Here is a 15383-nt window from a genome sequence, read left to right as displayed (position 1 = left end):
CGAAACCGATAGGGTTTCGGTGGTCATAGCGTTAGGGAAACGCCCGGTTACATTCCGAACCCGGAAGCTAAGCCTTTCAGCGCCGATGGTACTGCAGGGGGGACCCTGTGGGAGAGTAGGACACCGCCGAACAATTCTTCAGGACCCCTGGTCCCAGCGTTCACGCTGGGACCAGGGGTCCTTTTGTTTTTTTGCTTGACTTTTCCGATGCGCGGCCGAGTGCCGGCTGCGCGAGAATGACTGCAGTACCCGAAGACAGGAGTCACACCGATGTCCACCAACTCTCCCGACGACCGTCCGGAGCGCGAGCCGCGTCGCAGGGACGGTGCCGGTGGCGACCGGGGCGGCTTCCGTGGGCCGCGCCGTGACGACAACCGTGGCGGTGGCGGCTTCCGTCGCGACGACAACCGCGGTGGTGACAACCGTGGTGGCGACAACCGCGGTGGTGGTTTCCGCCGTGACGACAACCGTGGTGGCGACAGCCGTGGCGGTGACAACCGCAGTGGCGGCTTCCGTCGCGACGACCGTGGCGACAACCGCGGTGGTGACAACCGCGGCGGTGGCGGCTTCCGTCGTGATGACCGCGGTGGTGACAACCGTGGCGGTGGTGGCTTCCGTCGCGACGACCGCGGTGGCGACAACCGCGGTGGTGGCTTCCGCCGTGACGACCGGCGCGATGAGCGTCCGTCGTCGTTCCGTCGGGACGACCGTCCCTCCTCCGGGCAGCGTGACGACAACCGCGGTGGCGGCTTCCGCCGGGACGACCGACGCGATGAGCGTCCGTCGTCGTTCCGTCGGGACGACCGGCCCTCGTACCCCCCGCGTGACGACAGCCGTGGTGGCGGTGGCTTCCGTCGCGACGACCGCGGTGGTGACAACCGCGGTGGTGGTTTCCGCCGTGACGACAACCGTGGTGGCGACAGCCGTGGCGGTGACAACCGCGGTGGTGGTTTCCGCCGTGACGACCGCGGTGGCGACGGCCGTGGTGGCGACAACCGCGGCGGTGGCTTCCGCCGCGATGACAACCGTGGCGGCGGGTTCCGTCGTGACGACCGTGGTGGCGACACCCGCGGTGGGGACACCCGCGGTGGTGGCTTCCGGCGCGATGACCGTCGTGACGAGCGTCCGTCGTCGTTCCGTCGGGACGACCGGCCGTCGTACCCCTCGCGGGACGACCGGCCGTCGTACCCCTCGCGGGACGACCGTGCCGGCGACACCCGCGGTGGTGGCTTCCGCCGGGACGACCGTCGTGACGAGCGTCCCTCGTCGTTCCGTCGGGACGACAGCCGTGGTGGCGGTGGCTTCCGCCGCGACGAACGTGGTGGCGACAGCCGTGGCGGCGGCTTCCGCCGTGACGACCGCGGCGACCGGGGCGGCGACCGCGGTGGGTACCGCGGTCGCGACGACCGCGGTGGTTTCGGGCGTCGTGACGACCGGGACCGTGGCGACCGCGCGCCCATCAAGCGTCTGCCGATCCCGCCGGAGGTCACCGGTGAGGAGATCGACCCGGACGTGCGCCAGGAGCTCATGAGCCTGCCCAAGGGGCTCGCCGAGGACGTCTCGCGCAACCTCGTGATGGTCGCCCAGCTGATCGACGAGGACCCGGAGAAGGCGTACGGCTACTCCCGCGTCGCCCTGCGGCTCGCGTCCCGCGTCGCCGCCGTCCGCGAGGCGGCCGGCTTCGCCGCGTACGCGACGCAGAAGTACTCCGAGGCGCTGGCCGAGTTCCGGGCCGCGCGGCGGATGAGCGGCGGGGTCGAGCTGTGGCCCGTCATGGCCGACTGCGAGCGCGGCCTCGGCCGGCCCGAGCGGGCCCTCGCCATGGCCGGTGAGCCCGAGGTGCAGAAGCTGGACAAGGCGGGGCAGGTCGAGATGCGGCTCGTCGCCGCCGGCGCCCGCCGGGACCTGGAGCAGCTCGACGCGGCCATCGTGACGCTGCAGAGCCCCGAGCTCGCCTCCAGCGCCGTGCACCCGTGGACCGCCCGTCTGCGCTACGCGTACGCCGACGCGCTGCTCGCCGCCGGCCGTGAGCGCGAGGCGCGGGAGTGGTTCGCCAAGGCCCTGGAGGCCGACAAGGACGGCGCCACGGACGCCTCCGACCGGCTCGCCGAGATGGACGGCGTCGAGTTCGTCGACGCGTTCGACGAGGACGAGTCCGAGGAGGAGTCGGAGGAGTCGCTGCCGTCGGACGTCGTCGATGTCGAGCTCGAGATCGACGAGGACGAGGTCGACGACGAGGACGACGACGAGGATGACGAGGACGACCGCGACGCCGACAAGGGCTGATCCGGTCGAGTAACGAAGAAGGGCGGCACCCGCTGGGTGCCGCCCTTCTTCGTTTCGGTGCTCTCAGTCCAGCGCGAGGCTTCGCAGGACCAGGCCCGTCGCGGGCTTCGGGCCGAAGGAGGTCGACTTGCGGGGCATCGTGACGCCCTGGCGGGCGAGGTCGCGGACGACCTCCTCCCGTACCGGGTGCATGAGGACCGCCGTACCGCCGCGGCGTTCCGCCTGGGCGACCGCCGCCTCCGTGTCGTGGATGTAGGCGATGTCCTCGGGGGCGTCCGGGATGCGCCAGACGTGCTCCAGGAGGGTGGAGTGCAGGACCGTCGCGTCCAGGGTCCGCCAGGCCTGGGGACGGTCCGTGCGGATCGTGCGGTCCAGGAGGACGGAGTCCGGGCGGTCGAGGAGGTGGAAGGCGCCGTCGCCGGCCAGGAGGAAGGCGTTGCCCTCGGCCGCGGCGGCCTCCAGGGCCTCCAGGGCGACCGGCAGGGGCCGGTCGATCCGCCGGACCCGGAAGGAGTCCCCGAGGGCGGCGAGCGCGTCGGCGACCGGCAGGCGGTTGAGGAGGCGGTGGATGGCGCGGACCCGCAGGGGATAGCGGGCGGTGTCGATGAGGAGGACCAGGCCGTAGTTCCAGGGGCCGGGTGCCGCGTGCTCCTCGCGGAGGCGCAGGTAGGTCGCCCAGCGGTGGTGGCCGTCGGCGATGAGGGCCTGGTGCCGGGCCAGTTCACCGGCGATCGCGGCGAGTTCGGCGGGGTCCGTGACCGACCAGAGGCGGTGCTGGAAGCCGTCCTCCGTGGTGGTGGCGAGCAGCGGCTCGCGCCGGATCGTGCGCTCGATGACCGCGTCGGCGCCGCCCTCGCCCTCTCCGACGTACGTGAGGAGCAGCGGCTCCAGGTTGGCGGCCGTGGTCCGCATCAGGGCGGCGCGGTCCTCGACGACGTGCGGCATGACGTCCTCGTGGGGGAGGACGATGCCCTCGGCCGGGGTGGAGAGCTCCAGGGCGCCGATGATGCCGCGCTGGAGGATGCCGTCGCCGTGCTGCTCGTACACGTAGAGCGCGGGCTCCGGGTCCGGGGCGAGGACGCCGTCCGCGAGCCAGCGGTCGAGGGTGACGGCGGCCTTGCGGTGGCGGGTGCCGGCGGTGATCGCCTGCGGCAGGATCAGCCGGACGATGTTGTGCGGATCCGCGGACTCCAGATGGAGCAGTCCGTCAGGTCGTACGACGACGTCGTAGGGAGGGGACGTCACGGCGGCGAGGCTGCCGACCCGCTCGGGGACGTAACGCAGTCCGCGGAACGGGGCCAGGCGCAGCCCTGTGGCGTCGTCGCGGACGTCGTCGGCCGCGTGACCTGATGTGTTCATCCCGTCATCGTATGTGGGCGGGCATACGCGATGATCGGGGGAGTGGGGGAATTCACCCGGTGATCTGAGGAGTGTGCGGTGACGGTGCGGAACGGCCAGGGACAGCGTGGCGGCGGCAGGAAGTGCCCGGGAAGCAGCGCGGTCGCGCTGAGCGAGGCGTACGACACGGCGCTCCTGGACCTGGACGGTGTCGTGTACGCGGGCGGGGAGGCCGTCGCGCACGCGGTGGAGGCGCTCGGGGTGGCCCGCGCCGGCGGGATGCACCTGGCGTACGTCACCAACAACGCGCTGCGGACGCCCGGTGAGGTGGCGGAGCACCTGACGGAGCTCGGGGTGCCGGCGGAGGCCGGGGACGTCGTCACCTCGGCGCAGGCGGTGGCCCGGCTGATCGCGGACGAGGTGCCGGCCGGGTCCAGGGTCCTCGTGATCGGCGGCGAGGGGCTGCGGGTGGCGCTGCGCGAGCGGGGTCTGGTGCCGGTGGAGTCGGCGGACGACGACCCGGCGGCGGTCGTGCAGGGGTACGGCGGGCCGGGGATGCCGTGGGCGCGGTTCGCGGAGGCGGCCTACGCGGTGGGGCGGGGGGTTCCGTGGTACGCGTCGAACACGGACCTGACGATTCCCGGGGCGCGCGGGATCGGTCCGGGGAACGGGGCGGCCGTGGAGGTCGTGCGGATCGCCACCGGGGGCCGGTTCGAGCCCCAGGTCGCGGGGAAGCCGCTGCCGCCGATGCACAGGGAGACCGTGCTGCGGACGGGGGCCGAGCGGCCGCTGGTGGTGGGGGACCGGCTGGACACGGACATCGAGGGCGCGTTCAACGGCGGGGTGGACTCGCTGCTCGTCCTCACCGGGGTGACGGACGTGGCGCAGCTGCTCACGGCCGTGCCCGAGCACCGTCCCACGTATGTGGCGGCCGATCTGCGGGGGCTGCTCGTGGGGCAGCCCGAGGTCGTGGCGGACGGGGACGGGGGCTTCGTGTGCGGGGGGTGGAGGGCCTTCGTGAGCGGTGGTGAGCTCGTCCTCGACGGCACGCCGGGCGAGGGCGCGGACGTGATGGACGGGGTCCGGGCGCTGTGCGGGGCGGCCTGGTCGGAGGCGGACAGGCCGGGTGGGGGCGTGCCGGACGCGGGGAAGGCGCTCGCACTGCTCGGGGTGTGAGCCGCCTGCGCCCGGGGCAGTGAGTGAAGTTGGGTAGGCTAACCTAACTTCGCGTGGGTCGGGGTCGTCACCGCCGGACATGACCACGGACGAGACAGCGGGAGTGCGGGTATGGACGGTCGGCAGCAGCAGCGCCTGAGCGCGGAATCGGTCACCCTGGCGTACGAGCAGCGGGTCATCGCCCGCGAGCTGTCCGTCGCGATCCCCGACAACTCGTTCACCGTCATCGTCGGGCCCAACGCCTGCGGCAAGTCCACCCTCCTGCGCGCCCTCTCCCGGATGCTGAAGCCCAGCGAGGGCCGCGTCCTGCTCGACGGGCAGTCGATCCAGACCATGCCCGCCAAGAAGGTCGCCAGGACCCTCGGGCTGCTGCCCCAGACGTCCGTGGCCCCCGACGGCATCACCGTCGCCGACCTCGTCGCGCGGGGCCGCTACCCGCACCAGGGGCTGCTCCGCCAGTGGTCCCCCGAGGACGAGCGGATCACCCGTGAGTCCATGGAGGCGACCGGTGTCGCCGAGCTGGCCGAGCGGTACGTCGACGAGCTGTCGGGCGGTCAGCGCCAGCGCGTCTGGATCGCCATGGCGCTCGCCCAGCAGACCCCGCTGCTGCTGCTCGACGAGCCGACCACGTACCTCGACATCCAGCACCAGATCGACGTCCTCGACCTGTGCGCCGAGCTCCACGAGACGCAGGGGCGGACGCTCGTCGCCGTCCTCCACGACCTCAACCACGCCGCGCGGTACGCGACCCACCTCATCGCCGTCCGCGACGGCGAGGTCGTCGCCGAGGGCCCGCCGTCGGAGGTCGTGACCGCCGAGCTGGTCGAGCGGGTCTTCGGGCTGCGCTGCCAGGTCATCGATGACCCGGAGACGGGGACGCCGCTGGTCGTGCCCGCGGGGCGCAAGGCGCGCGTCCGGCCGACCGCGGAGGCGCGGGCCGAGGAGCCCGCGCCTCAGGAGCCCGCGCTGCAGAAGTGACCGGAGGCTCGGGCGCCGGTCACCCGGGAGCCGGTCACAGGAGTGACCGGAGGCGCAGGAGGTCGCGGAAGCCGGCCTCCAGTCTGACCCGGCCGGCGGCCCAGGCCTTCGCGAAGTTCAGCTCGCCGGCCACCATCGCCACCAGGTCGTCGCCGGTCATCGCGAGCCGGATCTGCGCCTTGGCCGGCGGCGGGCCCTCCACCGCGGAGTCGACCCGGATCCGGCCGTCCGCGAGACGGCCCGTGAAGGTCGTGTCGAGGTCGGTGATGTGGCAGCTCAGGCTGCGGTCGAGCGCGGCCGCACCGCGCACGCCGTCGTCGGCCCGCGCGAGATTGTCCGAAAGTCTGTCCAGTGCGTCGCGGCACTCCGTGATCGTCGCCATCGCCGTCGACGGTACCCCAGGGCTTCGCGGTAGCGTCGGGGCATGAGCGACGAGACGCCGGCCCCCTCCGACCAGGACGCCCAGGCCGCCGAGGAGACGTACGAGCCCGCCGCGGCCGCGCCGCTCGGTGTCGCCCTGGAGCCCACCGGCCATCCCGCCGTCGACGCCGGCCTCGCGCGTCTCGCCGAGCTGGACCACCTCCCGGCGGACGGACACCTGGAGGTGTACGAGGATGTACACCGTGGACTGCGCGACGAGCTGACCTCGCTCGACACGCACCCCGCCCCCCGTCCGTACGACAACAGGAGCTGAACCGAACGTGGCAGGAGTGGCACGCCGCCGTCTCGACGCCGAGCTGGTCCGGCGCAAGCTCGCGCGCTCGCGCGAGCACGCCAGCCAGCTGATCGCCGCGGGCCGGGTGACCGTCGGCAAGACCGTCGCCACCAAGCCCGCCACCCAGGTCGAGACCGCCGCGGCCATCGTCGTCGTCCAGGACGACGACGACCCCGACTACGTCTCGCGCGGCGGCCACAAGCTCGCCGGGGCCTTCGCCGCCTTCGTGCCGCGGGGACTGAAGGTCGAGGGGCGGCGCGCCCTGGACGCCGGAGCCTCCACCGGCGGCTTCACCGACGTCCTGCTGCGCGCGGGCGCCGCCCATGTCGTCGCCGTCGACGTCGGCTACGGGCAGCTCGCCTGGTCGCTGCAGAGCGACGAGCGCGTCACCGTGAAGGACCGCACGAACGTACGCGAGTTGACGCTCGACGCGATCGACGGCGTGCCGGTCGACCTCGTCGTCGGCGACCTGTCCTTCATCCCGCTCGGTCTCGTCCTGCCCGCCCTCGCGGCCTGCACGGCGCCCGGAGCCGACCTCGTCCTCATGGTCAAGCCGCAGTTCGAGGTGGGCAAGGAGCGGCTCGGCACCGGCGGAGTCGTGCGCTCCACCGAACTCCGCGCGGACGCCGTGAAGAACGTGGCCCGGCGGGCCGCGGAGCTCGGCCTCGGCGTCCTCGGCGTCACCGCCAGCCCGCTGCCCGGCCCCTCCGGCAACGTCGAGTACTTTCTGTGGCTGCGGGCAGGCGCGCCCGCGCTGGATCCGGCGGATGTCGACCGCGCCGTGGCGGAGGGACCTCGTTGAGCTCAACTGCAGCAGCACCATCGGGAACAACACGCACCGTCTTCCTGCTCGCGCACACCGGCCGGCCGGCCGCCGTGCGCAGCGCCGAACTGGTCGTCCTGGGGCTGCTGCGCTGCGGCATCGGCGTCCGCGTCCTGGAGGCCGAGGCCGCGGACCTGCCGCTGCCGCCGTCCGTCGAGAAGGTGCCGGAGGCCTGCTCCGACGCGCTCGACGGCTGTGAACTCCTCGTCGTCCTCGGCGGCGACGGCACCCTGCTGCGCGGAGCCGAGTTCTCCCGCGCCTCCGGGGTGCCCATGCTCGGCGTCAACCTGGGGCGCGTCGGCTTCCTCGCGGAGGCCGAGCGCGACGACCTCGACAAGGTCGTCGACCGGGTCGTCACCAAGGCGTACGAGGTCGAGGAGCGGATGACCCTCGACGTCGTCGTGTACGAGAACGGCGACGTCCTGCACCGCGACTGGGCGCTCAACGAGGCCGCCGTGCAGAAGGTCTCGCCGGAGCGGATGCTGGAGGTCGTCCTCGCGATCGACGGGCGCCCGGTGACCGGCTTCGGCTGCGACGGGGTGATCTGCGCGACACCCACCGGCTCCACCGCCTACGCCTTCTCGGCGGGCGGTCCCGTCGTCTGGCCCGAGGTCGAGGCGCTGCTCATGGTCCCGATCGGGGCCCACGCCCTCTTCGCCAAGCCGCTGATCACCACCCCCGAGTCGGTGCTCGCGGTCGAGGTCGAGCCGCACACCCCGCACGGGGTGCTGTGGTGCGACGGGCGGCGGACCGTGGAACTCCCGGCGGGAGCGCGCGTCGAGGTGCGGCGGGGCGCCGTGCCGGTCCGGCTCGCCCGGCTGCACCACGCCTCCTTCACGGACCGGCTCGTCGCCAAGTTCGCCCTTCCGGTCTCGGGCTGGCGGGGCGCGCCGCGCTGACGTTCCGTGCCACCGGCCGCCCGGACTCCTCGAACGATCGCCGCGCCGGAGGGTTACGCCCGGGGGCGATGTCGCATCGGACCGGGGAAACCTCGTATGGTCTGGGGCGTGCTGGAGGAGATGCGGATACGGTCACTCGGGGTCATCGACGACGCGGTGGTCGAGCTGTCGCCCGGCTTCACCGCGGTGACCGGTGAGACCGGTGCGGGCAAGACCATGGTCGTGACCAGCCTGGGGCTGCTGCTCGGCGGACGTGCCGACCCGGCCCTGGTGCGGATCGGCGCGGGCTCGGCCGTCGTCGAGGGGCGGATCAGCGTGCCCGCGGGCGCGCCCGCCGCCGTACGCGCCGAGGAGGCCGGTGCCGAGCTCGACGACGGCGTGCTCCTCGTCAGCCGTACCGTCTCCGCCGAGGGACGCTCGCGCGCCCACCTGGGCGGCCGCTCCGTGCCCGTCGGACTCCTCGCCGAGCTCGCCGACGAGCTCGTCGCCGTCCACGGCCAGACCGACCAGCAGGGCCTGCTCAAGCCGGCCCGGCAGCGCGGCGCGCTCGACCGGTACGCGGGCGAGGGCGTCTCGGTGCCGCTCGCCGCCTACGGCGAGGCGTACCGGCGGCTGCGCGCCGTCACCACCGAGCTGGACGAGATCACCACCCGGGCCAGGGAACGCGCCCAGGAGGCCGATTTGCTGCGCTTCGGCCTCGGCGAGATCGAGGCCGTCGCCCCGCTCCCCGGGGAGGACGCCGAACTCGCCGCCGAGGCCGAGCGGCTCGGACACGCCGAGGCCCTCGCCTCCGCCGCCTCGCTCGCCCACGGTGCGCTCGCCGGCAACCCCGAGGACCCGGAGTCCGTCGACGCGACCACGCTGGTCGCGGGCGCGGGCCGGGCCCTGGAGGCCGTACGCTCGCACGACCCGGCGCTCGCCGGGCTCGCCGACCGGATGGGCGAGATCTCCATCCTGCTGTCCGATGTGGCGCAGGAGCTGGCCGGATACGCCGACGACCTGGACGCCGACCCGCTGCGGCTCGCCGCCGTCGAGGAGCGGCGGGCGGCCCTCACCCAGCTGACCAGGAAGTACGGCGAGGACATCGGCGCCGTCCTCGCCTGGGCGGAGGAGAGCGCGGGCCGGCTCGGCGAGCTCGACGGCGACGACGACCGCATCGAGGAACTCACCGCCGAGCGGGACCGGCTGCGCGACGAGCTCTCGGTGCTCGCGCAGCGGCTCACCGACGCCCGTACGGAGACCGCCGCCCGGTTCGCCGACGCCGTCACCGCCGAACTCGCCTCGCTGGCCATGCCGCACGCGCGCGTGTCCTTCGCCGTCGCCCAGACCGAGGACCCCGAGGGCGTCGAGGTCGGCGGCCGCCGGGTCGCCTACGGCCCGTCCGGGGCCGACGAGGTCGAGCTCCTGCTCGCCCCGCACCCCGGCGCCCCGCCCCGGCCCATCGCCAAGGGCGCGTCCGGCGGCGAGCTGTCCCGGGTCATGCTCGCCGTGGAGGTCGTCTTCGCCGGGGTCGACCCCGTGCCGACCTACCTCTTCGACGAGGTCGACGCGGGCGTCGGCGGCAAGGCGGCCGTCGAGATCGGCCGCCGGCTCGCCAAGCTCGCCAAGTCCGCGCAGGTCGTGGTCGTCACCCACCTCCCGCAGGTCGCGGCCTTCGCCGACCGGCAGCTGCTCGTCGAGAAGACCAACGACGGCTCCGTGACCCGCTCCGGCGTCACCGTCCTGGAGGGCGAGGAGCGCGTCCGGGAGCTGTCCCGGATGCTCGCCGGCCAGGAGGACTCCGAGACCGCCAGGGCCCACGCGGAGGAGCTGCTCGCCACGGCCCGGGCGGACGGGTGAGGCGCCTCGCCGCCTTCGGGACCGCCGCCGGGGTGTCCAGGGCGGTGTACGAGGGTCTCCGGCGGGGGCCCGGCGGCACGCACTGGGAACGGACCAACCACGCGGGGCGGAGCGTCGATCTGTACGCCGGGCCCGCCGCCGCCGTCGGCGCGGCGCTCGGGACGGGGAGCGAGCCCGCCGCCTTCGCGGTGCTCGCCGCCGGGGCCTGCGGGGCCTACGACGACATGAAGGGCGACCACCGGCGGGGCTTCCGGGCACACCTGGAGGCCCTGCGCGGCGGCGAGGTGACCAGCGGGGCGGTGAAGCTGTTCGGGATCGGTGCCGCCTCTCTCGTCGCCGGGGCGCTCCTCAAGGAGAAGCCGGTCGACAAGGTCCTCGCCGGGGTCGTCATCGCCGGCACCGCGCACCTGGTGAACCTCGTGGACGTACGGCCGGGACGCGCGGGCCTTCTCGTGCTCGGGCTCTCCGCGCCCGGGCTGCCGCGCGGGCCGCTCGCCGCCGCGCCGATGGGGGCCGTCGCGGCTCTCCTCGGTGACGACCTCGGCGAGCGGACCATGCTCGGCGACACCGGCGCGCACGCCCTCGGCGCCGCCGTCGGCAGCGCCGTCGCCGCCTCCAACGGGCGCCTCGGACTCGCCGCGCACGCGGCCGGGCTGATCGCGGCCGCCGTGTGGGGCGAGCGGGCGGCCTCCGCCTGAGGGGGCGTGAACTTCGCGCGGGGCGTGTGCTGTCGTGTGCCGGGGAGCGTTCGGTACCTCGTGCGCTCACCCGGGTGGGTGAACCCGGGGTGTGAGTCCCCGCGCCGTACGCCTTCCGCACAGGGGAACGACGCCACATCCGTGCCGGAACGTGCGTACGGTCGGGGGCACGGACTGGCATCCTTGGGCGCGTGACACAGCTCCGTACGGTCCAAGTGCTGGGCGGCGGCGGCGCGGGCAGTAGCGCGCACGTCCGATCACTTGCCTCGGGGCTGGTGGCGAGGGGCGTGCGGGTGACCGTGTGCGCCCCGGCCGAACTCGACCGCGCATACGACTACCTGGGCGCCGGCGCGCACTTCGTGCCCCTGCCGCGCCTCGGCGACCCCGCGACCGTCACCGCGCTCCGCAACGCCTGCATCGGCGCGGACGTGGTTCACGCGCACGGGCTCCAGGCCTCCGTACGGGCGGCGCTCGCGCTGTCCGGCGGCGGCAGGGCGCCCCTCGTGACCACCTGGCACAGCCGCAACCACGTGGACGGGGCGCGCGGCGGGGTCCTGCGGCTCCTGGAACGGAAGGCCGCGCGGGCCGCGACCGTCGTCCTCGGCACCTCCTCCGAACTCGTCGACCGGGCCCGGCGGCGCGGGGCCCGGGACGCGCGCCTCGCCCCCGTCACCGTGCCCCCCGCGCGCGGGCCCGTCTGCCTCCACGACGGCAAGGCCCGCGCCGAACTCGGCGCCGTCGACCGGCCCCTGGTCATGGCCGTCGGAGCGCTCGAACGGGGCCGGGGGTACCGGACGCTGCTCGACGCGGCCAGGTCCTGGCGGGAGCTCGACCCGCAGCCGCTGCTCGTGATCGCCGGGGAAGGGCGCGAACGGGCCGCCCTGCAGAGGCGGATCGTCGACGAGCGGCTCGCCGTACGGCTCATCGGGCGCCGGGACGACGTCGCCGAGCTGCTCGCGGCCGCCGACGTCGCCGTCCTGCCCTCGCGCTGGGAGGCCCGCTCCCTGCTCGCGCAGGAAGCCCTCCGGCTCGGGGTGCCGCTCGTCGCGACGGCGGTCGGCGGCGTACCGGAACTCGTCGGGGACGCGGCGGAGTTGGTGCCGTACGGGGACGCGGGGGCCCTGGCGGGGGCGGTGCGGGATCTCCTCGAGGACGTGGATCGGCGGATGGACCTGGCGGCGGCGGGGCGGGTGCAGGCGGGGTCCTGGCCCACGGAGGACGAGACGGTGGCGCATGTGTTGTCGGTGTATGACGAGTTGGCGGGGCGGTGACCCACACGGGCGCGGGCCTGTGCCGGTGGACTACGGCGTGTGGCGGCGGGCTCTGAAAGCCAGGGAGAGGGCCAGGACCGTTTGGGGGTCGTCCAGGTCCGTGCCCAGGAGTTCCGAGATGCGGGCCAGGCGGTTGTAGAGGGTCTGGCGGTTGAGGTGGAGCTCGCGGGCCGTCTCCGCCTTGCGGCCCGCGTGGGCCAGGTACGTCTCCAGGGTCGGCAGGAGCGGCGGGCGGGACGTGCGGTCGTGGTCCCGCAGCGGGCCGATCGCCCGGTCCACGAAGGCCGCCAGGTCCGGATGCTCCCGCAGGCGCCACAGGAGCAGGTCGATGTCCAGGCGCCGGGCGTCGTACCAGGGGAGGTCCGAGAGGCCCTGCGCCGCCGTCGCCGTCTCCGCCGCGTGCCGCAGGCCCGCCGAGGCCGCCGCCCAGCCGCCCGCGACGCCGACCACGACGACCGGCGGGTGCACACCCGAACTCCCCCAGGCTCCGCCCGGGGGTGCCCCCATCAGGCCGGCCCGCTCCACGCCCGCGCGCAGCGCCGCCGCGACCCGGTCCGCGACCGCCGTGCGTTCCGATTCCGAGCGCAGGCCCAGGAGCAGCGGGACACGGCCCTCGACCGGGCGGACGCCGAGGAGGGCCGGGACGCCCACCGAGGACAGCTCCTCCAGGACCGCGCGGGCCAGCAGCGCCCAGTTGCCCGAGGGGGAGAGTTCCGAGGCCAGGCGCATGACCACCGGCAGAAGAGGCCCGTCGCCCGGCTTGAAGCCGAGGACCCTCGCCTGGGCCGGGGCGTCCTCCGCCGAGATCCGGCCCTCCGCGAGGTCCGTCAGGAAGTCGCCCCGGCCGCGCGCGGCCAGCTCCTCCTCCTGGCGTGCCTGCATGAGGACGACCGCGAGGAGTCCCGCCGCCCGCTCGGCCGCCATCCGGTGGACGGGGGAGAGGGCGCCGGAGACCGCGAGGAGGACGAGGCGGGCCCGTACCGATCCCGTACCGGGGCCGCCGCCGGGCACGTCGACGAGGACCGTGCCGGAGGGCGGGCCGGACTCGCGGGCCGCCCGCTGGCCGCGCAGCCCGTCCCACACCTGGAGCGGGTCGGCGGGCGCGGACTCGGTGCCCGCCGCGTACAGCAGCTGTCCGTCGGCGGTCTCCAGGAAGACCGGGTTCGCCGCGAAGTCGGAGAGGATGCGCAGGACCTGAGGGACCCCGCCGCCGCCGAGCAGCGCCTCGGTGCACTGCCGGTGGACCTCCTCGGCCTGCCGCTGGAGGGCGTAGTGGCCGTTGACGATCTCGGTGTGGATCTCCTCCGTGACGGCGACGAAGGGGACCTCGCGGTGGAGCTGGACGAGGGGGAGCCCGGCAGCCCTGGCCGTCTCCACTATCGTCGCGGGCAGCCGTGCGAAGCGCGGGCCCAGTTCGACGACGAGCGCCGCGATGCCCCGGTCGGCGAGCCGGCGGACGAAGGCCCGCTGCTCGGCCGGGCGGGTGCCCAGGCCGAGGCCCGTGGTGAGGAGCAGCTCGCCGCCCTTGAGCAGCGAGGCGATGTTCGGCACTTCGCCCGCGTGTACCCAGCGCACCGTGCGGTGCAGCCGGTCCGCGCCGGCCACGACCTCCGGGAGCCCGCCGCGCAGGCCGGGGAGCTCGAGCGCCCGCTGCACGGTGATCCCGCCCTGATTGTCCATGGAGCCGGACGCTACCCGCGTCCGTGTTTCGGCGACATCACCCCACGGTCACGGGACCGGACAGTTCGTACACCAGGGCGACAACTCGTCGCCCCGTGGCGGGAATTGTGCGACCGCTTGTCGATTGTGGCCTACGTCACTCGCGAGGATCCTCTCGGCCCATGGCAGAGAACCCCACCCCAGAGGTCCACCGGCTCAAGGCGAACTCGGTCGGACTCGTCGGCGTCGTCTTCATGGCCGTCGCCACCGCCGCCCCGATCACGGCGATGACCGGAAACCTTCCCATCGCCGTCGGCTTCGGCAACGGCACCGGCGCACCCGCCGGATATCTCTTCGCGACGGTCGTGCTGACCGTCTTCTCGGTCGGATACGTCGCCATGGCCAAGCGGATCACGGCCGCCGGCGCCTTCTACGGCTACATCTCGCACGGCCTGGGCCGGATCGCCGGCATGGCCTCCGGCATGCTCGCCGTCCTCGCGTACATCGTCTTCGAGGCCTCGATCGTCGGCGTCTTCGCCTACTTCGCCAAGACGACCGTCGCCGACCAGCTCGGCGTCGACGTGCCGTGGATCCTGTACGCGGCGGTCATGCTGGCCGTCACCGCCGTCCTGTCGTACTTCGACATCAACCTGACCGCCAAGGCGCTGGGGGTGATGCTGATCGCCGAGATCGCCGTCCTCTTCGCGGTCGCCACCGCCGTCCTGATCGCCGGCGGCGGCCCCGACGGCATCCCCGTCGAGCCGATCAACCCCAAGAACGCCTTCACCGGCACCTCCGCCGGACTCGGCCTCTTCTTCGCCTTCTGGTCCTGGGTCGGCTTCGAGTCGACCGCGATGTACGGCGAGGAGTCCCGCGACCCCAAGCGCGTCATCCCGCGCGCCACTCTGATCTCCGTCGTCGGCGTCGGCCTCTTCTACATCTACGTGTCGTGGATGACGATCGCCGGGAACGGGCTCGCCGGATCGGTGAAGCTCTCCGCTTCCGCCTCCCCGCTCGACCTGTTCTTCGCGCCCACCCAGACCTTCATCGGCGCCTGGGCCGTCGACGCCTTCCAGTGGCTGCTGCTCACCGGCTCCTTCGCCTGCGGCATGGCCTTCCACCAGTGCGCCTCGCGCTATCTGTACGCCATCGGCCGGGAGGGCTTCCTCCACCCGGCGCTCGGCCGCACGCACGCACGGCACGGCTCGCCGTACATCGCCTCGTACGTGCAGAGCGTGATCGCCGTCGCCCTCGTCGCCGCCTTCTGGCTCACCGGCCAGGACCCGTACATCCACCTCTACACACTGCTCGCGATCCTCGGCACGATGGCGATCCTCATCGTCCAGACCCTCTGCTCCTTCGCCGTCATCGGCTACTTCCGCAAGAACCACCCCGAGGACCGGCACTGGTTCAGGACCCTCACCGCCCCGCTCCTCGGCGGCGTCGGGATGATCGCCGTCGTCGTCCTGCTGGTCCTGAACATGGAGACGGCGGCCGGTCTCGCCGCCGACTCCCTCTTCTTCAAGGCGATCCCCTGGATCGTCGGCGCCGTCTTCTTCGGCGGCCTCGGCCTCGGCTTCTACCTCAAGGCCAAGCGGCCCGAGCGCTACGAGATCATCGGCCGGATCGTCCTGGAGGACGCCACCGAGCGCCCCGCCGAAGGAGCACCCGTCCCCGCCTCCGTACCCCAGAGCTGAATTC

13 protein-coding genes, 1 rRNA gene and 1 pseudogene are annotated in these 15383 nt (G+C 73.8%); 12 read left to right on the top strand and 3 right to left on the bottom strand.

Annotated features, from left to right (window positions below; all coding sequences use genetic code 11):
* Positions 1-15 precede the first annotated feature (15 nt).
* From rrf to ACN9M0_RS07505, 3 genes and pseudogenes are all read left to right on the top strand, one after another.
* Positions 16-132, top strand: a 5S ribosomal RNA gene (rrf, locus tag ACN9M0_RS07515).
* Between the two features lie 243 nt (positions 133-375).
* A pseudogene (locus ACN9M0_RS07510) lies at positions 376-1452 on the top strand (hypothetical protein); the annotation flags it as partial.
* Between the two features lie 75 nt (positions 1453-1527).
* A complete protein-coding gene (locus ACN9M0_RS07505) occupies positions 1528-2286 on the top strand; it encodes a hypothetical protein (protein ID WP_366040565.1) in 759 nt (252 codons plus the stop codon).
* A 63-nt stretch (positions 2287-2349) separates the two neighbouring features.
* On the opposite strand, the gene ACN9M0_RS07500 is transcribed toward ACN9M0_RS07505, so the two are convergent.
* Positions 2350-3645: a DUF1015 domain-containing protein gene (locus ACN9M0_RS07500; RefSeq protein ID WP_426403326.1), complete on the bottom strand. Its 1296-nt coding sequence runs from the start codon at positions 3643-3645 to the stop codon at positions 2350-2352.
* Positions 3646-3723: 78 nt separating this feature from the next.
* Here ACN9M0_RS07500 and ACN9M0_RS07495 point away from each other — a divergent pair, with 78 nt between their 5' ends.
* Together ACN9M0_RS07495 and ACN9M0_RS07490 are read left to right on the top strand one after the other, a co-directional pair.
* Positions 3724-4800 carry an HAD hydrolase-like protein gene (locus ACN9M0_RS07495; protein ID WP_426403325.1) on the top strand — a complete coding sequence of 359 codons (1077 nt, stop codon included), beginning with the start codon at positions 3724-3726 and terminating at the stop codon, positions 4798-4800.
* A gap of 111 nt (positions 4801-4911) precedes the next feature.
* Complete coding sequence (locus ACN9M0_RS07490) at positions 4912-5778, top strand: ABC transporter ATP-binding protein (RefSeq protein WP_366040521.1); 867 nt, start codon at positions 4912-4914, stop codon at positions 5776-5778.
* Between the two features lie 34 nt (positions 5779-5812).
* On the opposite strand, the gene ACN9M0_RS07485 is transcribed toward ACN9M0_RS07490, so the two are convergent.
* Positions 5813-6160, bottom strand: a complete 348-nt coding sequence (locus ACN9M0_RS07485) for an SCP2 sterol-binding domain-containing protein (RefSeq protein ID WP_366040522.1) — start codon at positions 6158-6160, stop codon at positions 5813-5815.
* Between the two features lie 42 nt (positions 6161-6202).
* On the opposite strand from ACN9M0_RS07485, the gene ACN9M0_RS07480 reads away from it, so the two are divergent.
* From ACN9M0_RS07480 to ACN9M0_RS07455, 6 genes are all read left to right on the top strand, one after another.
* Entirely contained in the window at positions 6203-6472 is a 270-nt protein-coding gene (locus ACN9M0_RS07480; RefSeq protein ID WP_399697994.1) for a hypothetical protein, read from the top strand.
* A gap of 7 nt (positions 6473-6479) precedes the next feature.
* The gene (locus tag ACN9M0_RS07475) at positions 6480-7295 is read left to right on the top strand and encodes a TlyA family RNA methyltransferase (protein WP_366040524.1); all 816 of its coding nucleotides are present in this window, start codon (positions 6480-6482) and stop codon (positions 7293-7295) included.
* Complete coding sequence (locus ACN9M0_RS07470; RefSeq protein WP_189805501.1) at positions 7292-8215, top strand: NAD kinase; 924 nt, start codon at positions 7292-7294, stop codon at positions 8213-8215. The genes ACN9M0_RS07475 and ACN9M0_RS07470 overlap by 4 nt, the downstream gene beginning before the upstream one ends.
* Before the next feature lie 96 nt (positions 8216-8311).
* Positions 8312-10054 carry a DNA repair protein RecN gene (gene recN, locus ACN9M0_RS07465; protein WP_426403324.1) on the top strand — a complete coding sequence of 581 codons (1743 nt, stop codon included), beginning with the start codon at positions 8312-8314 and terminating at the stop codon, positions 10052-10054.
* Positions 10051-10752 carry a hypothetical protein gene (locus ACN9M0_RS07460; RefSeq protein ID WP_426403323.1) on the top strand — a complete coding sequence of 234 codons (702 nt, stop codon included), beginning with the start codon at positions 10051-10053 and terminating at the stop codon, positions 10750-10752. The genes recN and ACN9M0_RS07460 overlap by 4 nt, the downstream gene beginning before the upstream one ends.
* A 191-nt stretch (positions 10753-10943) precedes the next feature.
* Complete coding sequence (locus tag ACN9M0_RS07455) at positions 10944-12023, top strand: glycosyltransferase family 4 protein (RefSeq protein WP_366040527.1); 1080 nt, start codon at positions 10944-10946, stop codon at positions 12021-12023.
* Between the two features lie 30 nt (positions 12024-12053).
* Here the strand turns inward: ACN9M0_RS07455 and ACN9M0_RS07450 are convergent, their stop codons facing one another.
* Positions 12054-13703 (bottom strand): PucR family transcriptional regulator, encoded by a 1650-nt coding sequence (locus ACN9M0_RS07450; RefSeq protein ID WP_426403322.1) that lies wholly within the window; start codon positions 13701-13703, stop codon positions 12054-12056.
* A 161-nt stretch (positions 13704-13864) separates the two neighbouring features.
* On the opposite strand from ACN9M0_RS07450, the gene ACN9M0_RS07445 reads away from it, so the two are divergent.
* A complete protein-coding gene (locus ACN9M0_RS07445) occupies positions 13865-15379 on the top strand; it encodes an APC family permease (RefSeq protein WP_366040529.1) in 1515 nt (504 codons plus the stop codon).
* Positions 15380-15383: the final 4 nt, after the last annotated feature.

Origin of the sequence: Streptomyces sp. R-07, from assembly GCF_049913175.1 — a bacterium.
In the GTDB taxonomy this organism is placed as follows: Bacteria; Actinomycetota; Actinomycetes; order Streptomycetales; family Streptomycetaceae; genus Streptomyces.
Note: the sequence above shows the minus strand (reverse complement) of the source record. Positions and strands in the feature narration are given on the sequence as shown.